Origin of the sequence: Streptomyces sp. NBC_00536, assembly GCF_036346295.1 — a bacterium.
Taxonomy (GTDB): Bacteria; Actinomycetota; Actinomycetes; order Streptomycetales; family Streptomycetaceae; genus Streptomyces.
In genome coordinates this window covers 1,179,669-1,204,087 of the sequence record NZ_CP107819.1, presented here as the reverse complement: position 1 = coordinate 1,204,087, position 24,419 = coordinate 1,179,669, and the positions used below count along the sequence as shown (strand labels likewise).

Genomic DNA, 24,419 nt, shown 5'->3' with positions numbered 1-24,419 from the left:
TCTACGCCGTCACGTCAGTGCTCAGTGCTCAGTGCTTCAGTGGTCGGTGCTCCGGCCGGAGCCGGAGGTCGCGCCGCGGTACCAGTACTCAAGGGTCAGCACGTGCCACAGGTGCTTCGAGAAGTCCCGCTGCCCGGCGGCGTCCTCCGCGACCATGCGCGCCAGCGCGTCGCGGCGCAGGAACCCGGAGTTGACGAGCACCCCGTCGTTCACCACCTCGCGCACCAGCGGCGCCAGATCCCGGCTCATCCAGGCCCGCAGCGGGGCGCTGAACAGGCCCTTGGGCCGGTAGACGATCTCCTTGGGCAGGATCGAGGTGGCCGCCTCCTTCAGGACGGCCTTGCCCTGCCGTCCGACGATCTTGCGGTTGCCGGGTACCGCGAACGCCGCCTTGACCACCTCGACGTCCACGTACGGCACCCGCACCTCGGTCGACGCGGCCATGCTGGAGCGGTCCGTGTAGGCGAGGTTCAGGCCCGGCAGGAACATCCGGGCGTCGCCCAGGCACATGCGGTTGACGAAGTCGTCGAGGTCGTTGTCCTGGTAGACGTCCGCGTGCTCGGTCAGTACGTCGTCCACCGTCCCGGCCAGGTCCGGATCGATCAGGGCGAGCAGTTCGTCCTGGTCGTACATGGTGTAGCTGCGCCGGAACGCCGTCTCCTCCGGCAGATCCGCGAAAGAGAGGAAGCGCTTCGCGAACCGCACGGACCGGTACCCCCGGCGGGCCGTGGCGACCGGCAGCCGGTCCACGGCCGCCGACACACCGCGCCGCAGGGGCCGCGGCACGCGCTGGTAGCGCAGCGCGAGCAGGTTGGCCAGGTGCTTGCGGTACCCGGCGAACAGCTCGTCGGCGCCCATCCCCGAGAGCATCACCTTGACCCCGGCCTCCCGGGCGGCCGAGCAGATCAGGAAGGTGTTGATCGCGGCGGGATCGCCGATCGGCTCGTCCAGGTGGTAGGTCATCTGCGGCAGCAGGTCGAGGACGTTCGGAGCGATCTCGATCTCGTGCAGGTCGACCCCGAACCGCTCGGCCACCTGCCGGGCGTAGCGCAGGTCGTCCGGCATCGCCTCGAACTTGGCGTCCTCGGCGCGGAACCCGATCGTGTAGGCCGAGATCCCCGGGTGGTCGCGGGCCGCCAGCGCGGTCAGATAGCTGGAGTCGAGACCGCCGGAGAGGAAGGTCGCCACCGGCACGTCGGAGAGCAGGTGGTGCCGGGTCGACTCCTCGATGACGGCGGCGATGTCCGGCAGCTCGCCGGAGCGGGCCCGCTCCTGGCCCTCGGCGGCGACGTCCCGCAGGTTCCAGAACCGGCCGCGGTCCACTCGGCCGTCGGGCCGGCACCGCAGCCAGCTCCCGGGCGGCAGCTTCTCCGCCTCGCGCAGCGCGCAGCGCGAATCCGGCACCCAGTAGTACAGCAGGGAAGCCACCAGCGCCGCGTGGTCCACCTCCAGTGACCCGCCGGTGGCGGCGGCGAGCGCCTTCAGCTCGGAGGCGAACACCAGGCCCCCGCCGCGCCGGAGCAGGAACAGCGGCTTGATGCCGAGCTGGTCGCGGGCGAGCACCAGCTCACCGGTCCGCTCGTCGAAGATCCCGAAGGCGAACATCCCGCGCAGCCTGGGCAGGCAGTCCGTGCCCCAGCGCCGCCAGGCCTCCAGCAGCACCTCGCTGTCGGAGGTACCGCGGAAGCGCACCCCGGCGGACTCCAGTTCGGCGCGCAGTGCGGGCGCGTTGTACAGCTCGCCGTTGTAGGTGAGGACGAGTCCGTCCCTGACCATCGGCTGGGCGCCGGTCTCCGACAAGTCGATGATGGCCAGCCGGCGGTGCCCGAGGTGCACCTCGCCGTCACCGGCCGGGTGACCGTAGCGCCCCGCCCCGTCCGGACCGCGGTGGGCGAGGGTATCGGTGAGCCGGTCGGTCACGGCCTTCCCGTCCGGCCATCGGTACGTGCCTGCGATGCCACACATGTCCTACCGCGCTTCCTGGTCGATGTCCGGGACCCGTGCCCATGACGGCCGCTCCGGCCGCGGCCGTATCCCGTGCTGCCGGGCCGTCCGCTCGTTCTGGCCGTGCGGCGCGCCCTGCGGCCCGTCCCACAGCGTGCCGTCGGTCCGGTCCCGCGGATCGGGGTCGATCAGCACCACGCCGATCACCACGATGCCCAGGTCCGCGAGCTGCCGCGCCACGGTGTGCAGCCACGCGGCGCTGCCGTGCCCGGCGCGCACGACGAGCACGGTCCGTGTGCCGAGGTACTGGAGGTCGGTCCACGCCGTGCCCGGCGCCACCGAGCCGACCCCGATCCTGCGGTCCTCCGGCGCCGCGGCCGCGGCGCCCTCGCCGCTGACCACCGCCGGGTCGCCCGGCTTCGGGCGGCGGTTGGCGAGCGGCAGGCCGGGCAGGCCGTCGATGACCACCACCGGACCGTCCTGTCCCAGCGCACCGGCGAGGTCCAGGGTGATCGCACCCGTGCTGTGCGCACTGCCCAGCTCCAGCAGCGACACCGGCTCCGCGGAGCCGCGTACCGTGCGGGCCAGGGTCGCGGTGAGCCGGGTCCGTGCCGCCCGGGTCCGCCGGCGCTGCCACGGCCTGGCCGGCCGACGGGGCGTGCGCGGGAGTTCCGCGAGGACCGAGGCGCCGAGGTTCGCCGCGATCTCCCGGCGCAGTACGGGGCGGTCCGCGACCACCGCACCGACCGCGGCCACCGCGAGTCCGAGGACGAGCCCGAGGACGAGTCCGATCGCGGCATTGGTGGCAGCGGTCTTGGGCAGCGAGTGCCGCTCCGCGCGCGGCGCGTCCACGATCTGCGTCCCGGCGATGAGCTGGGGCGTACCGATCCGGGCCTCCGCGGCGCGCTGGCCGAAGTCGGTGATCCGGGAGGTGAGTTCGGCCCGGCGGGCGAACAGCGTCTCCAGGTTCGCCGAGGTCTTCGGCCCGCTCTGCGGGGACGCGTCCCCGATCGACTTGTTGACCTGGGTGAGTTCCTCCTGCATGCGGTCACGCTGTTCGAGCAGGGTCTTGGCCTCCGCGTCCGCCGCTTCCTGGATGCGCCGCACGTGGTCCGCGACGAACGCGTCGGCCAGCGCCTTGGCCCGGGCCACCGCTTCCGCGTCGCTGCCGCCCGTCACGGTGATCTGCAACAGGTTGTTGGACAGGCCGAGTCCCGAGTACTCCAGCATGAAGTCCTCCGGCTTCTGCGGGGACTTGAGGGTCTGGAGCGCCTTGCCCGCGATCCGGGTGGTCTGCAGCAGCCCGACGTCGGTGCGCATCAGCGTCCCGGGGTCGTTCGGCTGGTCCGCCTGATGCGCGACCAGCACCTTGGTCACCGCCGTCGGCGGGGGCGGCATGAGCACCGCCACCGCGGCGCCGAGGAGCAGCCCCAGCAGCGCCATGGTGCACCAGAGACGGCGGCGCCTGCGCACCGCGACCACCAGCGACTGGAGGTCCAGCAGCGGAGCGGCGGCCGACGGATCCGAAGCCGTGCTCGTCGTCACGCCGCACCTCCCGCCGCGTCGTGGCCCACCGAGACCGCCGGTACGACGGCTTCCGGGGGAGGACCGGCGGACCGCGCCGGACGGGCCCGGACCAGGCCGGCGAGGACGATCCCGACGACCTCCTGCCGGGCGTCCGCGCACGCCTCGGCGATGCCCGCGAGTTCCCCCGCGGTCCAGCTGCCCGCGCTGAGCACGACCACGACACCGGACTCGCCGTCGCGGTCCGGCACCAGGGGCCGGGACACCGACACCTCCACCACCCGCAGCACGGGGTACCCGCTGCCCGGAGAGCTTGCGGAGGGATCGGCTCCGGACCCGTTAGCGGACTCGTTCCCGGCTCCGGACTCGGCGACGAGCTGCCCCGCGGCCCGCAGGGCGGTCTCGTCCCCGTCCGGGACGACCACCAGCACCTGCCGGGTGGCCGGCAGCCGGTCCCGTAGATGGGCGCACACCCGCCGGTAGCGGATCCGCCGGTCGGCCTCGTCGCCGGAGGCCTGCGGGGCCGGCGTGTCCCACCGGACGTCGACCCCGAGCAGCCGCCGGATCCGGGCCCGCGGGCCACGGCCCTCCGGCCGGTGCGCGCGCCGCTCACCGGGTACGTCGACGGTGCCCAGCAGGGCCGAGCCCAGCGCCGCCGCGATCTCCGTTTCGGTGCGCAGCCGACGGCTCATCCGCGCGGCGGTGAGATGGCCGATGACCGCGGCCAGGAAGAACAGCAGCGCCCCGCCGCCGATGAGCTGCGTCCTCGTCGGCGGTGCCTCGCCGGGCGGCCGGGGGGCCGGCCCCATCACGACCATGTTGGCCTTGCTGGCGGCAGGGTCGACCTGGTCCAGCTTCTTGATGGCCTCCTGCAGCGCGGTACGCAGCTTCGCCAGCTCGGTACGGGTCTGCACGCTCTCCACTGTCTTCCCCGGATCGGTGGCATCGGCCAGCTCGGTGATGCGGCGGCTGGTCTGCGTCACCATCTGCCGCAGTGCCTCGGGCTGCGCCGCCGCCGCGGGATCGGTATTGGCGCCCGCGATCCGCGCGGCGAAGGTGACGAACTGCTGGGCCACCTGGTCGGAGAGCTGCTGTGCGCGCCCCGGAGTGTCCGCCGTACCCGAGATCTTGATGATGTTCCCGTCGGAGGCCGTGGCGGTCACCCGGTCCCGCAGCTCGCCGCCGCCGACCCCGCGCCAGCCGAGCGTGGCGGCCGCGCGGTCGAGCACCACAGAACTGGTCGCGACCTGAGCCTGGGTCAGCAGCTCGCGCTCCTGCCACGCCCCCGGCAGCAGCACCGATGCCGACGTCGTGTAACTCGGCGGGAACAGCAGAGAAGCGCCGTAGCCGACGAGGGCACCCACCAGGGCGAGGAGGGTGAGCAGACGCCAGCGCCGACGGATGATCCGGCCCATCGTGACCAGGCGTATCGTGTCATCGCTCAACGGTGCGGCCTCTTCCCCGCCCTGTCGGTGTCGCCCGCCGCCAGCGGAGCGCCGTCACCGCAGGCCGCGGCGTAGGCGGCGAGCAGCGACGCCTGCGAGTTCCGCCAGGAGAGCGGCCCGCTGATCCGCTCCTGGCCGATCTTGCCCATCCGGGCCCGCTGCTCCGGATCGTCCAGCAACCCCGCGACGAGCCGGGCGAATGCGGCCTCGTCGTTGGCGGGCGCGTAGACGGCGGCGTCTGCGGCCGAGACGCGCGCCTCCCGGAGGTCGAACGAGACGATCGGCCGCCCCATCACCATGTATTCCAGGACCTTGTTCATGGTCGACACGTCGTTGAGCGGATTGTGCGGGTCGGGGGACAGGCACACGTCCGCGGTGGACAGGTAGCGCGCCAGGTCGGCGTCCGGGATCCGCCCGGTGAACTGCACCTGCTCCGAGAGCCCGAGCCGCCGGGACAGTTGCACCATCGCGTTGAAGCTGTCGCCGGAGCCGATGAACACCGCGTGCCAGTCGCTCCGCCCCAGCTCGTCGCGCAGCTTCGCGAGGGCCCGCAGGGCGTAGTCGACGCCGTCCTGCGGCCCCATGACGCCGAGGTAGCACAGCAGATGGGGCTTGCCGCGCTTCAGCTCCGGCTCGGGCGGCACCGGCCGGAACCGGTCGGTGTCGGGCGCGCTGCGCACCACGAAGACGTCCTCGGGCCGCCGGCCGCCGCGGCGCAGCGCGACGTCCCGGTAGCTCTCGTTCGTGGCGAGCACGATGTCCGCGGCCCGGTAGGTCCGCCGTTCCAGCGCGCGCACGCCGCGGTACAGCAGGTCCTCGCCGCGGTTGAACCGGGAGAGGTACAGCTCGGGTACCAGGTCGTGCTGGTCGAAGACGAACCGCGCCCCGCGCCGCTTGAGCCACAGCGCCGGCAGGAACAGCAGGTCCGGCGGATTGCACGCGTGGACCACGTCGACGGGGCCGATCCTGCGGGCGAGGCGGACGGTGTGCCACAGCGCCGCCCCGTACTCCTGCAGGTAGCCGGCCGGTCCTCCGGTGGCCGCGCGCAGCGGGTAGCGGTGGATCCGCACCCCGTCGATCTCCGTCTCCAGTTCCGTGTCCCGCTTCGTCCCCCGGGGACAGATGACGTGCACCGTCCAACCCGCGTCGCGCAGCGTCGTGCACTCCTGCCACACCCGCCGGTCGAAGGGCACCGACAGGTTCTCCACCAGGATCAGCGCGCGACGGCCCCGCCCGCCGCGCCCGGCCGTGCTGCCGGACGCCGTGGCGCCCGACGCCTTGTCGTCGAACGCCGCGTCACCAGGCAAGGCCCACGTACCCCGGTTCGGCCCGGCGCGCGTCGGCGTCGGGAAGGTGGACGAGGTCGACGATCACCGGGGTGGCGCCGTGCGGCAGGGCCGCCAGCACCGCCGGGTCCCTGGTCCCGACCAGGCACACCTCGGCATGGTCGAGCACCTCCTCGACGGACTCCGCGAGCAGCTGCGCGAGGTGCGGCAGCCGGGTCTCGATGTACTCGCGGTTCGCGCCCAGAAGCCGGGAGAGGTTCACGTTGGGGTCGTAGATCCGCAGGTCGTACCCCTTGCCGAAGAGCCGCTCCGCCAGCTCGACGAGCGGGCTCTCGCGGAGGTCGTCGGTGCCCGGTTTGAAGGACAGACCGAACAGGCCCACCCGGCGCTTGCCGGTGCGCGCGACCAGCTCCACCGCGCGCTGCAAGTGGTCGGAGTTGGAGGGCAGTACGTGGGCGAGGATGGGCACCGAGACATCGGCCCGCTGCGCCGCGTGGAGCAGGCTGCGCAGGTCCTTGGGGAGGCAGGAGCCGCCGAAGGCGAAGCCGGGCCGCAGGTAGGCGGAGCTGATGTTCAGCTTGCGGTCGGCCAGGAACACGTCCACCACCTGGTGCGAGTCCACCCCGAGCGCCTGGCACACCGCGCCCAGTTCGTTCGCGAAGCCGATCTTGAGGCCGTGGAACGCGTTGTCCGCGTATTTGATCGCCTCGGCCGTCGGGATCGGCACCCGGAACACCTCGCCGGGCAGTCCGTCGTACAGCGCCGCCACCACGTCGCCGCTCGCCGGGTCCAGCTCGCCGATGACGGTCTTGGGCGGATCGAAGAAGTCCCGCACGCTCGTGCCCTCGCGGAGGAACTCCGGGTTGACCGCGACGCCGATGTCCACCCCGGCCGTGCCGCCGACGTGCTTCTCCAGGATCGGCACCAGCAGGTTCAGGCAGGTGCCGGGGAGCATGGTGCTGCGGAACACGACGGTCTGCCGACCGCCCCGCTCGGCCACCGCGGCCCCGATCTCCTCGGTGACCCGCTCCAAGTACGTCGTGCACAGGCTGCCGTTGGGCTCCGACGGCGTGCCCACGCAGACCAGCGACACATCGCTGCCCATGATCGCCTCGCGGACGTCCGTGGTGGCCCGTAACGCTCCGGTCCGCACGACCTCGGCTATGAGCTCGCCGATCCGCTCCTCGACCACCGGGGCCTTGCCGTCGTTGACCAGGTCGACCTTCACCTGGTTCACGTCCACACCGATGACCTCGTGGCCCAGGCTGGCCAGGCACGCGGCCGACACACAGCCCACGTAACCGAGCCCCAAGACGCTGACCCTCATAACCCGTTCCTCCCCCCAGGCAGGCCCTTGTGGCCTGCTGTCCGCGAGCCGACCGCGTGATGCCCCCCGCGCATCAGTAGGCCCCTTGTCCCTGCAGCACCGCACGCAGCGTCTTCCACAAGATCACCGTGTCGAGGGCGAGCGACCAGTCCTCCACGTACCGCAGGTCGAGGCGGACCGCCTCGTCCCACGGCAGGTCGCTGCGCCCGCTGATCTGCCACAGGCCGGTGAGCCCGGGCTTGACCAGCAGCCGCCGCCGGATGTCCGGACCGTAGGCGGCGGACTCCTCCGGCAGCGGAGGCCGTGGACCGACGAGTGACATCGATCCGGTGAGCACGTTGAAGAGCTGCGGGAGTTCGTCGAGCGAATACCGGCGCAGCACCGTTCCGACCCGCGTCACCCGCGGATCCCGGCGGAGTTTGAACAACAGGCCGGCGCCCTCGTTGCGGTCGGCCAGCCCGGCACGTGCCCGGTCCGCCCCGGCGACCATGGTCCGGAACTTGACGATGGTGAACTCGCGCCCGTCCTTGCCCACCCTGCGCTGGCGGTAGAACACCCCGCCACGGCTGTCGACGAGCACGAGCAGCCCGACGAGCACCATCAGCGGCGCGAACACCATCAGCAGGGCCGCCGCGCCCAGCCGGTCGACCACCTCTTTGACCGCCCGGCGCCCCCCGGTGAAGATCGGCATGCTCACCCGCAGCAGCGGGATCCCGAGCACCGCGTCCACGTGCAGCCGCGGCCCGGCCACCTCCATCAGCACGGGGGCCACGACCATCTCGGCGTCGCAGCCTTCGAGGTTCCAGGCCAGCCGCTGCAGCCGGTCCGGTGACCAGTGCGGGTCCGGAGTGAGCGCGACGACACGGTAGCCGTCGCGGCGCACGTGCAGCGCGACGTCGGCCAGTCGGCCGACGACCGGGACTCCGTCCAGCCGGTCACCGTCGAGCCAGAAACCGTCCGGCGTGCACACCGCCTCCACCCGCCACCCGAGGTGCGGGAACTTGCGGGTACGGGCGATCAGGTCGCGCACGGTGGCCAGGCTCCCGGCGGCGAGCACCGGGCGCAGGCAGCGCCCTTCCTGGCGCTGTCTGTGCAGCCAGACCCGCAGCAGATACCGCTCGGTCATGGTGACGAGCGCGATCGCCGGGATCGCGACGAAGATCCAGAGTTTGATGTTGTGCGAGGCGAGGGCCACCCCGCCGAGCGCCAGCACGACGGCCGCCGTGAACAGCGAACGTCCGAGCCGGCGGAACTCCTCGGCGCCCTGGCCGAGCACGGCCGGAGCCCACGCCCGGCTCACCGCCAGCGCTCCGAGCACCAGCAGCTCGGTGCCGAAGGCCAGGATGTTCCACTTCTCATGCCAGTTGGCCGCGTCCCGGACCCCGAAGAAGCCGCCTATGGCCGTCACCACGAAGGCGGTGGCCACGGTGTCGCTGGTGATCACCGCACGGCGGTAGCGCTGCTCCCAGTCGGTGGCGGGACGGCTGATCGCCCCGTCCACCGGAAGCCCGCGCACCGCTAAGAGCGGGTCGGCCAATTCCCCTTCCCTCTGCTTCACAATTCCCCCCCAGGTCGCCAGTGGACTCGACGTGTTCGTTCCACACGGTCACTCCCCCCGGGGGACCCGAGCCCCCCGCCCTGTTGCTCCCCTCGGGAGGCTCCGCCTCCCGCGCCGCGCTGTTCCTCACTCCGGGGGCACCCCTGTCCCCCCGCGAACGGCATGCCTGCCCGTGGCGGCGCTACGTGAACACCCCACCGGCCGACCGCGGATTCGTACGTCCTGCCCGAGTCCCGAGGAACGAGGGAACCTGACGGTTGCTCCCCACGTCCAGGGGCCCCTTCCCGGGCTCCAAGAACCGGTCACCCCCACGTTGGGCGCAGGGGCGACTACTGACTGTCCGAAAAGACGGACCTGTAGATCATGATTTGTCGCCTCGTGTCCAAGCATGCGAAGCAGGGTCAATCTAGAGCATGGGTACGGGTCTTGAGAGGGGAATGTATGCAACTTGTGCTCAGGCTTTGAAGGTTGGTGCGCCGCGTGGTGTCTGCACCTGCTTTCCGTGAAGCCGTGAAGTGCCGTGTGACCTGTGATGACGGCAGTCCTACGGGGCCACCGCACCGGCGGGAAGGAAGCGCCCCGGACCTCCCGGCCGGGCCGCCCCGGCGCACGTAGCGGAGCCACCCGGGCCGCCCCGGGCGGCGGACCGGAATGTGGCCACGTGTTGACCCTCCAGTGGGGTGGAAGCTTTACGTTCGTTACGTTCGTTACGCGAGTCCGGCGAACCCGGCGAGCGCGGCGGTCACGGCCGCGGCGGCCATGAGCGTGACGTTGAGGGCGATCCGACGGTCGCCCCGGCTCAGGTGAACCCTGGTCGCGCCGATCTGCAGGAGCACGAACCCGATGGCCGCGGCCAGGGCCGGCCAGGGTGCGATGCCGGTCAGCGGCGGGAGGACCAGCCCGGTCGCGCCGAGCACTTCGATCACCCCGATCGTCCTGATCGCCGGCATCGGCGTGGTGTCCACCCAGGCCATCATCGGACGGAGCCGCTCACGGCTCCGGACCGCCTTCACCGCGCCGCTGTAGAGGTAGAAGAGGGCGAGCGGGACCGCGACGGTCCAATAGGCGATGTTCATGATTCCCGGCCAAGGACACCGGTCGCGGGAGCGAAGTCGGTGGCGGGCTCGGTGGCGTAGCGGCTCATCGTCCGGACGGTCGCCCGCGGGGTCAGGGCCTCACCGGCGGCGATCATGTCCTGGAGGTCCCGGAAGTACTGCACGTACAGGTCCGGTGTGAACGTGCTGAGCATGACGGCCGGTTCGCCGGTCGTGTTGGCGAAGGTGTGCGGGGCTCCCGTCGGGACCATCACGAACGTGCCCGCGGTCGCCTCGTGGTCCTCCTCCCCGACCGTGAACCGCACCGTGCCGGAGATGACGTAGAAGCCCTCGTCGTGCTGGGCGTGGCGGTGCTGCGGCGGTCCGGGCGTGTGCGGCGCGAGGACGCACTCGGCGAGCCCGAGGCGGTGACCGGTGTTGCTGCCGTCCTCCAGGACGCGCAGTCGCGTGGTGCCCAGGACGATCGTCTCGCCGTCCCCCGGACCGACCACCGATACGGCGGGTCCGGCACTCGGCTCACCGGCTTCGGGTTCACTGGTTTTCGGTTCGTCAGTCATGCCTCGATTCCACCGCCGGGGCGTGCGGGCTGTCCAAGACCCATTCTGTGGCGCCGATACCGTACGGGTATCGTCGCGGCATGGAGCTACGTACGCTGCGCTATTTCGTGGCGGTCGCCGAGGAACTCCACTTCGGCCGGGCCGCTTCCCGGCTGCACATGAGCCAGCCGCCGCTGAGCCGGGCGATCAAGGGCCTGGAGACCGAGATCGGTGCCGCGCTCTTCGACCGGTCTTCCGCCGGGGTCGCGCTCACCGAGGTGGGCGCGGTCCTGCTGGAGGAGGCCCGGTCCCTGCTGGCCCGGGCCGAACGGGTACGCGTACGGGTCGCCGCGGCGGCGGGCGCCGCGACCGTCACCATCGGCATCCTCGGCGACAGCACCGACCCGGCGGCGACCCGGCTGGCCGACGCCTACCGCCTCCGGCACCCGCGCGTCGAGGTCCGCGTCCGGGAGGCCGATCTGGCCGACCCCACCTGCGGGCTGCGCGCGGGACTGGTCGACGTCGCCCTGACCCGGGCGCCGTTCGACGGGACCGGCCTCACCGTGCGGGCGCTGCGGGCCGACCCGGTGGGCGCGCTGCTGCGCGCCGACGACCCACTGGCCCGTCGCGCGGCCCTGGAACTCGCCGACCTGGCCGACCGCCGGTGGTTCCGCTTCCCGGAGGGCACCGATCCGCTCTGGCAGTCGTACTGGAACGGCGGCGAGCCCCGGGAGGGCCCGGTGGTGCGCGCCGTACAGGAATGCCGGCAAGCCGTCCTGTGGAACGGCACGGTCGGCATCACCCTCCTGGACCACGAGCCGGGGGAGGGCCTCACCGTGGTGCCACTGAGCGACATGGAACCGAGCCGTGCGGTGGTGGCATGGAACGCGACCGCCACCGATCCGCTTCTCCGCTCGTTCATCCGGCTCGCGACCGCCGCATACCGCGAGTCACCCTCCGCGGGGGCGATGGGGGCGGGTTCGGCCCGACAGCCTGGTGCCCGTTCAACACCTCCAGAACATCCCGCACCAAGGTCCGCACCGCCTCGCCGTCCAGGATCGCGAGTTCTCTGATGACCTTCGGGCCGAACGAAAGGGACACGGCCTCCGCGAGGAGCCGGGGGGAGTCCGTCGCGCGGGCGATTCCGGCGAGGGCGCGGGCCCGGTGGCCGGGGTGGGGGAGTGCACGGGCGAGGTCGAGGCCCTGACTCGGAAGACCTCCTTCGGCGAGGGCCACCGAGATCTCGGCTCGTGCCGCCTCTCCCAGCCTCGGGGCGAGGGCGAGGGCGAGAACAGGGCCGGACGCGCCTTCGCCGTGTCCGGCCCTGGCCGCGGCCACCGCGATGCCTGCCAGAGCGTCTGTCCTGTCGTCCTCGTCCGTGATGGTACGGGCGAGCTCCACCGCGTCCTGGTGGTCCCCGGCTTCCGCCACGGCGACGGCGATGCCTGCGAAGGCCTCGGCCCGCAGTTCGGCGTGCGGGATGGTACGGGCGAGGTCGAGCGCCGCGTCGCGTTCACCGAAGGCCGCCGCGAACCTGGTGATGCCCGCCAGGGTCCGAGCCTGAAGAACCGGAAGGGTGAGCGCACGGGCGGAATCGACGGCGGCCTGGAAGTCCCCGACCTCCGCCAGGGCCACGGCGATGCCCGCCCGCGCTTCCTGGCGCTGGGCCGGGTGGGGGAGAGTGCGTATGAGCTCGACCGCCGCGTCGTGTTCCCCGCCCCTGGCCATCGCCGCGACGATGGACGCGATGGTCCGCCCCTGCCATGAAGGGACGTCGATCGTGCGGGCGATCCCGATCGCGGCCTCGTGTCGCCCCGCCGCCGCCAGGGCCGTGGCGATGTCCGCGCACGCCCAAGCCCGGGGATCGCCGTAGGTGATGGACTCGGCGAGTTCGACCGCCGCGTCGTAGTCGCCGGCTCCGGCCAGCGCCCGGGCCACGTCGGCCAGCGCCCAAGCTCGCTCCTCATGGTGCGATACGGCCCGGGCCAGCCCGGGAATCGAGCGGGCCAACGCGGCGGCATCCGGTCCGAAACTGGACGCGGACCCGGCTCCCGCCACCACTGACGCCTCGATGGCGGCAGCCAGCAGTCGCATCCGGTGGGCCGTGGCACTGTCGTGGGCGAGGCGGGCCGCCCGCTCGGCCAGTTCCTTGCCGGCTGCCGCGTTTCCCGCCTCGGCCATCGACGCGGCCGTGATCCCGAGCAGGCCGAGGTCCGTGACGAGATCCGCGGCGTCACAGGCCAGTTCGACGGCCGCCTGGTGGTTACCGAGACGCGCGGCGGCCAGGGCGATGCCCTCGAACGCGCTGGCCCGGGCGTCGGCATCGGTGATGGTACGGGCCAGGGCGACCGCCGATCCGTGGTCCCCGTCCTCGGCCATCGCCCGGGATATTCCTGTGAACGCCCAGGCCTGTGTCTCGGGGTCGGTGATGGTACGGGCGAGCCCGATCGCACCGTCGGGATCCCGAGCTGCCGCCATCGCCCGCGTGATCCCCATGACCGCGCGCGCCTGCTGTTCGGGGTCGGCGATGGTACGAGCGAGGGTGACCGCCGGTCCGTGGTCCCCGTCCTCGGCTATCACCCGGGCGATCTCAGTGAACGCCCGCGCCTGTTGCTCGGGGTCGGTGATCGTACGGGCCAGTCCGATCGCGTCGCCCTCGTGGTCACATGCTTCCGCCATGGCCACCGCGATGCCCGTGAGCGCCTGGGCCCGCTGCCCGGGATGGCCGAGGTCGCCAACGAGCCCGATCGCCCGGCCGTACTGTCCTCCCTCCGCCATGGCCACCGCGATGCCCGCGAACGCCCAGCCCTGTTGCTCCGGGTCGGCGATGGTACGGGCGAGTGCGACCGCCCCGGTGTGATCGCCCGCCTCCGCCATGACCCACGCGATGCCGGTGAGTGCCAGAGCCCGCTGCTCGGGGTCGGTGATGGTACGAGCCAGCCCGACCGCATTCTTGTGCTCACCGGCCTCCACCATCGCCCTGGCCACGCTGGCGACGGCCTGGGCCCGCAGCTCAGGGACGGCGATGCTCCGCGCGGTCCGCACCGCGGCACCGAACTCGCCGGCCGCCCCCATCGCGACGGTGACGCTCGTCATGGCCTGCGCCTGCTGGTCGGGATCGGCCAGGGAGGAGGCCAGCCGGATCGCGCGCTTCCACTGGGAATCGGCGGCCAGGGCCTGGGCGATCTCCGCCAAGGCCCTGGACCGGGTCTCGGGAGTGGTGAACGCCTGGGCCGCCTCCATGACGTGCTCGCTCGCCTCCGCGGTGGTGCCGGCCGCTGTCAGGATGCTGCCCAGCAGTGTCTGCCCCGGGGTGGCAGCCAGTTGGCTCCGTTGCATGGCGGCTGTGATGGCCCGGCGCAGTAGGCCCAGTCGGGCCCAGGTGGTGATGACGGTCGTTGGCAGTGCGTCCGCGGTGTGCTGAAGGCCTTCCCGGTGATGGGCGAGCCGGGCGCAAGCGCCGAGGTCGCATGGGGCCGTGCTGGCGAGGTGGAGGCGGAAGGCGTCGGCGATCTCCGTGAAGGCCTGGCTGTCGGTGCCGGTCGTCTGCCACAGGCATTCGTGCCGGGCGCGGTCGGTGGCCAGCGCGGTGAGCCGCGCGGTGTCCCCGAGTTCGTGGAGCAGCCGGGGGTAGCCGTACAGCAGGTACTCGGATGTGGATGCCGGCCACCCGCCGCGCCGCGCGTGGTCGGCCAACGTGTGGATACGGGACCGGTAGGCGCCCAGGTCGGCAGGATCGAGGAGGCTGCGGGCACCGTGGAGGAGATCCTGGTGGGCGAACGAGTACAGGGCCTGCGCCCGGCCCTCGGCGTCGGTCACCCACTGGGCAGGCCGGTGCTCGAACGCCCTTCCTGTGCTGCCTCCGAGGACGAGTTCGATGCGCCGCTGTGCCACTCCACCGAGCTCGGCGAAGTCGGCAGGACTGAGCCCGCCCCCGGCGGCCGCGGTCAGGCCGACGAGTTCCATGCTCAGACCGCCAGAGGCGATGAGGGCTTCGAGGTTGCGTTCGGCGTCGGCGCGCACCGCCTGAGCCGCGGGCGAAGCGGCCAGCTCGTGGTCGATGGCGGTGCCGAGCAGGGGGCCGGTCAAGACATCGGCGGGGACTGGCGGATGGCGACGACCGGCGACGATGACCCTCATCCCGGCGGGTGGAGTGTGCGGCAGACAGGCGGCGATGCTGTTGCCGCCCACCGCACTGGGGACCCCGGTGTCCTCGTCCATGCCGTCTATCACGAGTACTACGCGACGCCCGGCGGCCATGGCCCGGGAGGCGGCCCGTTCCAGCCCGTCGAGGAATCCGCCGAGGTCGGTGCAGTCGATGCCGCCGTCCTGGAGGTAGGCGCGGAGTTGCCCTTCGAGCGTGCTCAGGAAAGCTGTACGGTCCGCGCGGCCGGCCATCCGCGCGGTGACGAAGAAGGCGAGGACGTCGACACCGGCAGGCGGGTTGAGCACGAACTGGGCCATCAGCGCCGTCTTCCCGGCCCAAGCGGGCCCCAGCCACCGCCAGTACCCACCGTGCCGTCCACCGCGTTCGTCGTCTTCGGCGGCCGACGCGAAGGCGGCCATGGCGGCGAGCTCCTCGTCGCGGCCCTCGAACCGGGTGGTGGCCGCGAGGTGCCGTACCTCACGCCAGTACGCCGACCGGGACTGCGGCGCCATGTGACCGAGGACGACATCACCCTCGATCCGAATCCTATTGCCGTCACCACTGACCCCGAGCCCGATCGAACCACCAGCGGCGACTGAATGCTCGACACCCACCACGGACGCCCGCTCCACGGGCCCCGAGTCGAGGACCGCGCCCGGGGGTGGGGCCGGTGGGCGTGCCTCGGCGGGGCTGGGCGGCCGCGCCTTTCCGCCTGGGTGGGGCGGGCCGGCCTGACCAGCCGGGTCGAACGAGCCGGCCGGCTCGGGCGTTGGAGCCGGCGATTCGACCGTGCGGGCGGGAGGGGCCGGCCGCGGCGCGTCCAGGACCGCACCACGGGGTCGCCACCGGCGGGATAACCGCCACCTCACCGCTGCTCGTTCCCATCGCCGGTGACTGCCTCACCGATACCGCCGGCCGCGGCGACGCCGCGCTCACCGGGAACGGGCGTGCCGGCGACCGGGGCCGAAGGCGTGCCGACGGCGGGCACCCGGGGCGCCGGCCCGGAGAACCGGTTGTTGTCACCGGTGACGGCGCGCCCGATGCCCTGCCCGGACTGCACCGAGCGACTCCCGGAAGCCGGCACACCGGCTTGTGCCTGTCGGTTCAGACCGTGCAGGGACAGAGCCAAACCAGCGACACCCGCCACCGCACCCACGACACTGGCAACTCGGTCCCCGGTGTCCAGATCCACCACGAGGGAAACGAGCACCAGGGCGACGGCCACCGCCGCTGACACGACGCAGACCGCCCACCAGACCCACCGTCCGCCCCCGAAACCGGCCATTGCCCGTCACCTCTCCCTTACGGCGCCGTCAGATCACACAGATGAGTGTCCGGCTTGCCACCGAGGTCTGCTACCCCTCCGTGGCCCACCCCTGCCTCAACCCAGTCGAGCCGAAGTGCTCGGGGAGGTCTTCTTGAGGCGGTCACCTCGGCTGTGCCACCTTGCTGAAGAAGCGGCTGAAGCGTTCGATGCCGACCGTGCCGGCCTTCGTCGCGAAGGCGCCGACGACGTCCCATTCGGGACGCGCCCTTGCCCGCGATGGCCCCGACGAACGCCCGCCCGCTCTGCCGGACGATCACGCCGGCGGCCTTGTTCGTGCGGGCCGAGGCCCACCCCGACCTCGGCGTCGGGATGGATCGCGCCCAGCGTGCGCGCCAGGCGCTCGACGGTGTGCTCGCCCGCCAGCTCGCTGGGCAGGGCGACGACCGTGAGGATCACCGAGCAGCAGGTCGGTGTTCTCCTCCGCGGAGGCGGCCAGGTCGAGGGCGGAGAACTCCTCGGGAACGGAGAACGTCAGCGGCAGGTCGACCCCGGCCCCCGCCGCGGGCACGCGCTCCAGCACCCACTGCCGGTACGGGTGGGTATCAGTGGGGTCGTCCCACACCTCGACCCGCGCACCCGCCGCGTCGTCGTGGTTGTGGACCTTGAGTCAGTGCCCTCCCGCCACCAGCTTCAGCGTCCAGGCATCCGTCCCGGGCGGTCTCCTTGACGACCTCGGTCTCCTTCAGCGCCGCAGGGGTGACGCTGACCTGCCCGCCGCCGGACCCCGGGCCCGCTCGGGCGGCATCCCTGGGCGGCCATTCGGACGCAGGCCCGTACGTCAGCGGGCGGCGCCCCGGGGGACGGCGAAGCGGGTCAGGCGGGCCGAGCCCGGCGCGAGTTCCTGCCAGGGGCCGGGGCAGGCGAGCACCGCGATCGCGGAGGTCGGGAACTTCTGGGACAGGCGGTCGATCTCCGCGGCCTCCGTGGGGTCCACGGCCTCCTGGGCGAGGCTGACGGCAAGGTCCGCCAGGCCCGGGTTGTGGCCGACGAGCAGCAGCGTCCGTACCTCCTCCGGTACCTCGGACACCACCTCCAGCAGGTCCTCCGGCTCGGCCGCGTACACCCGCTCGTCGAACCGCACCGGGACCTCGACGCCGAGCTGTCCGGCTGCCAGTGCCCAGGTCTCGCGGGCCCGCCGGGCGGTGGAACAGATGACCAGTGCGGGCAGGCAGTCGGCATCGCGCAGCCAGCGGCCCGCCGCGGGCGCGTCCCGCAGGCCGCGCGGGCCCAGTGGCCGCTCGTGGTCCGCGACGTCGGGCCAGGCGGATTTGGCGTGGCGCAGCAGCACCAGGCGGGCGGTGGCTCCCGTGCTCATGCCCCCAGCCTCGCACGGCCCACGGCTCCGGTCCACGGTCCACGGGACCGGGCGGGCTGCCGGGCCCCGGGTCACTTCACCCGCCAGATGCTCCGGTACGCCTCTTGGTAGCCCCGCGGGTCCCAGGACGTGGCCCCGCCGCTGTTCTCGGCCGTCACCACATGAGCGGGTGCGACGTAGCCGCTGGCGGGCCGGCCGGCGAAGGCGCGGTTGAACTCGTCGACGATCTGCCACCCCTGCTGGGCCAGCGGTTCCGGGACGGTGGCGGCCTGGAAACCCCGGCTGTTGATGCGCTGGAAGGCGGAAGGATCGCCGTCGCCCGCACCGATGTTGAAGGGCGGCCCCTCGCCGGGGCGCCCGGCGCCGCGCAACGCCGGGGCGGCGTCGGCGAAGTAGAGGTCGTTGATCGCGACGGAGTGGGTCCACCGGCCCCGGAAGCGGGACACCAGGGAGGAGACCTCCCGCGGGGTGCGCTGACTCGCGTCCGGGATGGGGATGTTCTCGGTCGCCAGCAGTGTCACCCCGGGGCAGGTCGCGAGCTGCCGTTTGATCAGCTCGGACTTGTCGCGGGCGAACGGGATGGAGTCGTCGGTGAAGAGGACGACCCCGGCGTCGCCCGCGGACCGGGCGATGACCCAGTCCGCGCTGACCCGCGCGACCTCCTCCACCTTCGTGGTGATGTTGGTGAACAGCCGGGGACTCGTGCTCGGCCCGGGGGAGCCGACCGCGTGCCAGCCGATCAGCGCAATGCCCGCGGCCGCTGCCAGCGCGGTCTGCTGCGCGGTGAGCAGGGGATCGAAGCCGCCGATGACGATGCCCGAGGGCTTGAGGGTGACCGCCTGGCTGAGCGCGGCCTGGATGCCCGCGGGGGTGCCGTCCCCGTCGATCACCCGGACCTGCCAGCCGATGGCCGCAGCGGCTTCCCTGACGCCCTTGGCGACTCCGGCGACACCGGGGTTGGTCATGGTCTGGGCGACATAGACGATGACCTTGTCGGGAACCGCCTCGGGGCCGGTCGTGGGGCCGTTCCAGGAGACGCCGGTGCGCTCGGCCCGCCCGACGGCCTCCTTGGCACGCACGAGAGCGGCCGGGCAGCCGGCGGCCGGGGGTGAGGCCGAGGCCGCGTCAGAGGCCCGCGACGAGTCGCCTCCGCAGCCCGCGACGAGGGTGGTGGCGGCCGCCCACAGGGCCGCGGCCGCGAGGACACTGGTGCGATTCGGGTACACGGTGCTCCTGACCGGCGTAAGTGGTTCTATCGGGCTTCGTCCGTCCGCGCCGCCGAGGGCCCGGGAGGTTCGTCGGGCGGGTGGGGGTCCGTCGCGGCCCGGGTGCGCAGCCGTCGCCTGGCCGCGTAGCCGGCCAGGCCGACCGCCAGCAGCAGGGTGCCCCCGTTGAACAGCGGCGTGGCCCAGAACTGGGCGCCGAGCTGGCCGATCCCGGCGAGCCCGATGGCGAGCACGCTGACGGCCACGAGGGTTCCGAGCGCGTTGGCGCGGCCGGGCTTGATCGTGGTGGAGCCGAGCAGCGCGCCGACGAAGGCGGGCAGCAGGTAGTCCAGGCCGACGCTCGGGTTGCCGATCTGCTGCTGCGCGGCGAGGAGGACCCCCGCGATGCCCACGACCAGGCCCGATCCGGCGAAGGCGTAGACGGAGTACCTGTGGGTGGGGATGCCGATGATGTCGGCGGCGCGGGGGTTGGAGCCGACGACGTACAGGTACCGGCCGAACGGCAGCCGTTCCAGCACCACCCAGAGGACGACGACGGTGGCGAGGACGTAGAAGGCGGGCACCGGCAGACCGAGGAACCGGGCGTCGTACAGGCTGGTGAAGGCGGCGGGCAGGCCTTCCGGGCCGGGCACGATCCTGCTGCCGTCGGTGAGCCATCCGGTGAGGGCGTACATGATGCTGCCGGTGCCGAGCGTGGCGATGAAGGAGTCGATCCGGGCGAATTCGACGACGGCGCCGTTCACGGCGCCGACCAGCGCCCCGCCGAGGACGACGGCGAGAGCGGCGAGCGGCCAGGGCGTCCCCTCCTCGACGATGAGGTGCATCACCAGTACGTGGGCCAGGCCCAGCCCATAGCCGATGGACAGGTCGAACTTGCCGGTGGCGATGGGGATCGTCGCCCCGAGTGCGAGAAGGGCGGGGACCGCCTGGTTGGAGAGGATCGAGGACACGTTGTCCCGGGTGGGGAAGGTGTCCGGCAGGACGACGGAGAAGACCAGGAAGAGCAGGGCGGCCAGGACCGGCAGACCGTGGGTTCCGATGACGTGCCCGCGCGGGGACCGGGGGGTCACGGGGCCGTCGTGCTTCCGGTGATCGCGGGCATGGCCGAGGCGGCACGGGTGAGTTCGGCGGGCGTCAGGGCGGCGCCCGCCGGCTCGGCCACCACCGATCCGCGGACGAAGACCAGAGCGCGGTGGCAGAGGTCCGCGACCTCCTCGAAGTCGGTGGACACCAGCAGGACCGCCAGGCCCTCGGCGGCCGCGTCGTCGAGCAACCGGTGGATCGCCGCCTTGGCGCCCACGTCCACGCTCGCGGTCGGCTCTTCGAGGATCAGCAGCCGCAGCCGGCCGCGCAGCGCCCGGCCGAGGACGACCTTCTGCTGATGGCCGCCGGACAGGGTGGCGAGGGGCACCTCGCTGTCGCGGGGGCGCACCGAGTAGCGCTCGATCAGGGCGGCGGCCTCGCGCCGCTCGCGCCGGGGACCGAGCCAGCGCCACGCGGGCACACCGGCCGCCCGGGGGTTGGCCAGGAAGTTCTCCCGGACCGTCAGATCGGGGGCGCAGCCCTCCTCCTGGCGGTTGGCGGCCACGATGCCGACGCCCCGGCCGAGGGCGGCGGCCACGGTGCGCGGGTGGTACGGCCGGCCGTCGAGCAGCGCCCGCCCGCCGAGCAGCGGCAGCGCGCCGGCGAGGGCGCGGCCCAGGTGCATATGGCCGGCGCCGGTCAGCCCGACCATGCCGACGATCTCCCCCGGCGCCAGATCCAGGCTGACGGGCCGGGTCCGCCGCGTCGTCACGGCGTCGAGGCTCAGGAGGGGAGGACGGCCGGCGGGCAGGACGGCGGCGGGCCCGCGCCGGGCCGGTACGCCGCCCGCGATGTCATGGACCAGGCGCGCGGGACCGTACCCGGCGAGCGGTCCGCCGCTGACGAGGCGGCCGTCGCGCAGGACGGCGAACGCGTCGGCGACCCGGTACACCTCGTCGAGCCGGTGGCTGACGTACAGGACGGCGTGCCCCCGGTCGCGCAGTGTGTGCAGCACGTCGAAGAGCCGGGCGCAGTCCGCGGCGGGGAGCGTGGCGGTCGGCTCGTCGAGGACGAAGAGTTCCGCCCGCCGCGCGAGGGCCCGGGCGATGGCCACCAGGGACCGCTCGGCGGGCGCGAGGTCCGCGATGCGGGCGTCGGCGTCCAGGTGTCCGGCGACGGTCCGCAGGGCCTCGGCGCACCGCTCCCGGGTCCGCCGCCAGGAGATCAGGCCGTGGCGGAGCGGGTAGCCCGTCCCCAGGGCGATGTTCTCGGCGACCGTCATCCACTCGACCAGGCCGAGGTCCTGATGGATGAAGGACATCCTTCCGGACGCTGCTTCGGACCCGAGCGGGTGCCCGGCCACCGTCACCTCGCCCGCGTCGGCCCGGTGGACCCCGGCGAGCACCTTGATCAGCGTGGATTTCCCGGCGCCATTGGGGCCGAGGAGGGCGAGCACGCTGCCGCCGCGGAGGTCGAGGCTGACCCCCTCCAGCGCGACGGTGCCGCCGAACCGCTTGCCGAGACCGCGTATCCGCACGAGCGGTTCCCCGCCGGAGTCCCCGGGCGGGCGGTTCGGCGAGGTGCCGGAAGTACCGGACATGTCGGAAGCGTCGTGAGCGTCATGCACGGATGTCTCCGGGGCCGACCTCGGATCCCCCTCTCGGAGGGTGGGACAGGCAGGATGCTACTGGCAGGAAAGCAGCAATTGCCCGTACAACGGCTGTTACGTCGCATCAAGGGCGCATTCGGCCCAGATGACCTTGCCGCGGGGTGTGTAGCGGGTGCCCCAGGACTGGGCCAGGTGCGCCACGAGGAACAGGCCGCGCCCGCCTTCGTCCGTGGTGGCCGCCCGCCGCAGGTGCGGGGCGGTGCTGCTGCCGTCGGAGACCTCGCAGATCAGCGCGCGGTCGTGGATCAGGCGCACCTGGATCGGCTCGGTGCCGTAGCGCAGCGCGTTGGTGACCAGCTCGCTCAGCAGCAGCTCGGCGGTGAACGAGAGTTCGTCCAGGCCCCATTGGGACAGCTTCCGGGTGGCGGCGGCGCGGATGCCGGACACCCGCGCCGGATCGGTCGGCAGGTCCCACGTCGCGATCCGGTCGGCGGGCACGGTGTGGGTACGGGCGACGAGCAGGGCGATGTCGTCGCGAGGATGCTCGGGCGCCATGGCGGCCATGACCGCCCGGCACGTTTCCTCGGGGCTCCGGCCCGCATGGGCCAGCGCCTGCCGCAGCGCGTCGAGGGCGACGTCGATGTCGCGGTGGCGGTCCTCGACGAGCCCGTCGGTGTAGAGGACGAGCGTGCTGTCCGGGGGCAGCTCCATCTCGGCCGTCTCGAAGGGCAGGCCGCCCAGACCCAGCGGGGGACCGGCGGGCAGGTCGGGGAAGGTCACGGTGCCGTCGGGACGGACCAGGGCCGGCGGAAGGTGGCCGGCCCGGGCCATGGTGCACTGCCGCGAGGTGGGGTCGTAGATGGCGTACAGGCAGGTGGCGCCGACGATGCCGGTGCTGCTGCCCGTGGTGTGGTCGTCGCCCTCCTCCCGGTCCAGCCGCACCAGGAGGTTGTCCAGGTGGGTGAGGAGCTCGTCGGGCGCGAGTTCGAGTTCGGCGAAGGTGCGCGCGGCGGTCCGCAGCCGCCCCATCGTGGCGGCCGCGTGCAGCCCGTGGCCGACGACGTCGCCCACGAGGAGGGCGACCCGGGCCCCCGACAGGGGGATGACGTCGAACCAGTCGCCCCCCACTCCCGACTCGGCGGGCAGATAGCGGTGGGCGACCTCGACGGCGCCCTGCTCGGGCAGACCGCGCGGGAGCAGGCTGCGCTGGAGCGCCAGGGCGAGGGCGTGCTCCCGGGTGTACCGGCGGGCGTTGTCGATGCACAGGGCGGCGCGGGACGCCAGCTCCTGGGCCAGCCGGGCGTCGTCGTCCCCGTAGGGGGCGGGGTCCTGCGCGCGGTAGAAGCTCGCGATGCCGAGGAGGACGCCGCGGGCCAGCAGCGGGACGGCGATCAGGGAGTGCACGCCGCGCGCCATGATCCGCCGGGCGCGATCGGGGTCCTGTGCGATCCAGCCGGCCGCGGACTTCAGCTCGGGTTCCAGGAACGTGCGGCTTTCGGTCAGGCAGCGCAGGACGGGGTTCGCGGAGCCGAGCTCCACGTGCTGTCCGGCCGGGTGGAAGGGGCAGTCGTCGCGGATGCCGTGGACCACCGTCCGGTACAGGTCGGTCCCGGGACCGGCGGGTTCGTCGCCGCGCAGCACCGCCTCGGGCAGGTCCACGGTGACGTAGTCGGCCAGGGCCGGGACTGCCGTCTCGGCGAGTTCCAGGGCGGTGCGGTTCACGTCCAGGGTGGTGCCGATGCGCGTGCTGGCCTCGGCCAGCAGCTCCAGGCGGCGCCGCGCCGCGACGGCGTACTTGCCGACCTCCGGCTCGCCCACGAGCACCAGGCCGCGGACCATGCGGGGGCGGGGCCCGACGGCGGGTGCCGATCCGGGGGGCGGCGATCCGGCGGACGGTGATCCGGTGGCCGGCGGTCCGGCAGGCGACGGTCCGGTGGCCGGTGGTCCGGCGCGGGAGGGTACGGGGCGGGGCGCGACGGAGAGGTGATGGACCGGAGCGGTGTCGCTGCTGAGCACGGCCTCGACGACCATTCCCCCCACCCCGGAACGGCTCGTGACGGGGCGGCTCAGCAAGGTGGCCTCCCGGCCGTGGGGGAGCACCACGTCGACGGCCGCCCGCCGGGACGAGGAGATCAGCTCGGTCGCCCTCTCCTTGAGGATCGCCTGATCGTGCGGGTCGAGTTCGAGATCGACCAGTTCGTCCAGGCCGTCCAGCCCGTTCAGCCCACCGGACCCGGACCCGGACCCGGACCCGGACCCGGACCCGGACCGCAGGGCCGGGGCGGTCGGCCCGGTGTGGTGCCCGTCCTGGGCGCCCCCGCCCGACAGGCCGCGCCGTTCGGCATCGAGGTACGCCCGCAGCAGCCCGCGCTCGCGCGCCGAACTCTGCTCGGTCAGCCGCCGCTCGATCGTCTCGGCCGCCCGTCGGAGCAGGACGGGGAGGGCCGGATGCTCGTAGGCGTGCGGGTACCCGAAGCAGAGCACGCCCGCGATGCGCCCGCTGAGCTGGTCACGGATGGGTATGGCGCAGCAGGCGTTGGACTGGGCGCGCTCGGCGAAGTGCTCCGCGCCGTAGACCTGGATGGGGCCCCGCTCGGCCAGGGCGAGGCCGATGCCGTTGGTCCCGCCGAACCGCTCGGCGAAGACGAAGCCGGGCACGCGCTGGATGGGGGGCAGGCTCCGGGCCAGGGAGGGATCGCCGAAGCGGCGTTGCAGCACCGTGCCGTCCGCGTCGGCGACCGAGACGTTCATCCGGCTCCCGGAGAACCGGGACTGCAACTGGTCGAGGACCGGACGGGCCGCCCGTACGAGCCGGCTGTCCGGATCGAAGTCGTCCCGGTACGGCAGCTCGGTCTGGTCCGGTGACAGCCCCAGCATCCGGCAGCGCAGCCACGAATTCAGGATCGGGCTCCGTACGCCGGTCTCGACCGACTCGCCCACCAGGAACCGCTCACGGGAGCGTGCGGGGCCTATCTGCTCTCCCGTGACCCCCATCTGCATCACTTCCCTAACCGCCCGGCGCGTCCGCGGTCGCTCCGAGCGATGATCCGCGGTCGCTCCGTGCGATGAGTCGAATCAGTCAGGTTTGAGTATATTC

At 72.9% G+C, this 24,419-nt stretch carries 15 protein-coding genes; 1 reads left to right on the top strand and 14 read right to left on the bottom strand.

Annotated elements, in window-relative coordinates; genetic code table 11:
* Window positions 1–36: 36 nt before the first annotated feature.
* The 8 genes from asnB to OHS33_RS04995 all read right to left on the bottom strand — a co-directional run bounded on the left by asnB (window position 37) and on the right by OHS33_RS04995 (window position 10,696).
* Entirely contained in the window at window positions 37–1,965 is a 1,929-nt protein-coding gene (asnB, locus tag OHS33_RS05030) for an asparagine synthase (glutamine-hydrolyzing) (RefSeq protein ID WP_330329159.1), read from the bottom strand.
* Between the two features lie 3 nt (window positions 1,966–1,968).
* On the bottom strand, window positions 1,969–3,489 hold the full coding sequence (locus OHS33_RS05025; protein ID WP_330329158.1) for a Wzz/FepE/Etk N-terminal domain-containing protein: 1,521 nt from the start codon (window positions 3,487–3,489) through the stop codon (window positions 1,969–1,971).
* Entirely contained in the window at window positions 3,486–4,913 is a 1,428-nt protein-coding gene (locus tag OHS33_RS05020; RefSeq protein WP_330329157.1) for a Wzz/FepE/Etk N-terminal domain-containing protein, read from the bottom strand. Before OHS33_RS05020 ends, OHS33_RS05025 begins: the two co-directional genes overlap by 4 nt.
* Window positions 4,910–6,220: a glycosyltransferase family 4 protein gene (locus OHS33_RS05015; RefSeq protein ID WP_443065226.1), complete on the bottom strand. Its 1,311-nt coding sequence runs from the start codon at window positions 6,218–6,220 to the stop codon at window positions 4,910–4,912. Before OHS33_RS05015 ends, OHS33_RS05020 begins: the two co-directional genes overlap by 4 nt.
* On the bottom strand, window positions 6,210–7,526 hold the full coding sequence (locus OHS33_RS05010; RefSeq protein ID WP_330329156.1) for a nucleotide sugar dehydrogenase: 1,317 nt from the start codon (window positions 7,524–7,526) through the stop codon (window positions 6,210–6,212). Before OHS33_RS05010 ends, OHS33_RS05015 begins: the two co-directional genes overlap by 11 nt.
* A 73-nt stretch (window positions 7,527–7,599) precedes the next feature.
* A complete protein-coding gene (locus OHS33_RS05005) occupies window positions 7,600–9,063 on the bottom strand; it encodes a sugar transferase (RefSeq protein WP_330329155.1) in 1,464 nt (487 codons plus the stop codon).
* A gap of 728 nt (window positions 9,064–9,791) precedes the next feature.
* Window positions 9,792–10,160: a DoxX family protein gene (locus OHS33_RS05000; protein WP_330329154.1), complete on the bottom strand. Its 369-nt coding sequence runs from the start codon at window positions 10,158–10,160 to the stop codon at window positions 9,792–9,794.
* Window positions 10,157–10,696, bottom strand: a complete 540-nt coding sequence (locus tag OHS33_RS04995) for a cupin domain-containing protein (RefSeq protein WP_330329153.1) — start codon at window positions 10,694–10,696, stop codon at window positions 10,157–10,159. Before OHS33_RS04995 ends, OHS33_RS05000 begins: the two co-directional genes overlap by 4 nt.
* Before the next feature lie 80 nt (window positions 10,697–10,776).
* Between OHS33_RS04995 and OHS33_RS04990 the strand changes: the two genes are divergently transcribed.
* Window positions 10,777–11,748 carry a LysR family transcriptional regulator gene (locus OHS33_RS04990; RefSeq protein ID WP_330329152.1) on the top strand — a complete coding sequence of 324 codons (972 nt, stop codon included), beginning with the start codon at window positions 10,777–10,779 and terminating at the stop codon, window positions 11,746–11,748.
* Window positions 11,749–15,687: 3,939 nt separating this feature from the next.
* Here the strand turns inward: OHS33_RS04990 and OHS33_RS04985 are convergent.
* The 6 genes from OHS33_RS04985 to OHS33_RS04960 form a co-directional block, all read right to left on the bottom strand.
* Complete coding sequence (locus OHS33_RS04985) at window positions 15,688–15,882, bottom strand: hypothetical protein (protein WP_330329151.1); 195 nt, start codon at window positions 15,880–15,882, stop codon at window positions 15,688–15,690.
* A gap of 1,045 nt (window positions 15,883–16,927) precedes the next feature.
* Window positions 16,928–17,464, bottom strand: coding sequence for a SixA phosphatase family protein (locus OHS33_RS04980; RefSeq protein ID WP_330329150.1), 537 nt, complete (start codon window positions 17,462–17,464; stop codon window positions 16,928–16,930).
* 71 nt (window positions 17,465–17,535) lie between these two features.
* Complete coding sequence (locus OHS33_RS04975; protein WP_330329149.1) at window positions 17,536–18,690, bottom strand: substrate-binding domain-containing protein; 1,155 nt, start codon at window positions 18,688–18,690, stop codon at window positions 17,536–17,538.
* Between the two features lie 26 nt (window positions 18,691–18,716).
* A complete protein-coding gene (locus OHS33_RS04970) occupies window positions 18,717–19,760 on the bottom strand; it encodes an ABC transporter permease (RefSeq protein ID WP_330329148.1) in 1,044 nt (347 codons plus the stop codon).
* Complete coding sequence (locus OHS33_RS04965; protein WP_330329147.1) at window positions 19,757–21,313, bottom strand: sugar ABC transporter ATP-binding protein; 1,557 nt, start codon at window positions 21,311–21,313, stop codon at window positions 19,757–19,759. The genes OHS33_RS04970 and OHS33_RS04965 overlap by 4 nt, the downstream gene beginning before the upstream one ends.
* A 123-nt stretch (window positions 21,314–21,436) precedes the next feature.
* Window positions 21,437–24,316, bottom strand: coding sequence for a SpoIIE family protein phosphatase (locus OHS33_RS04960; protein ID WP_330329146.1), 2,880 nt, complete (start codon window positions 24,314–24,316; stop codon window positions 21,437–21,439).
* Window positions 24,317–24,419: the final 103 nt, after the last annotated feature.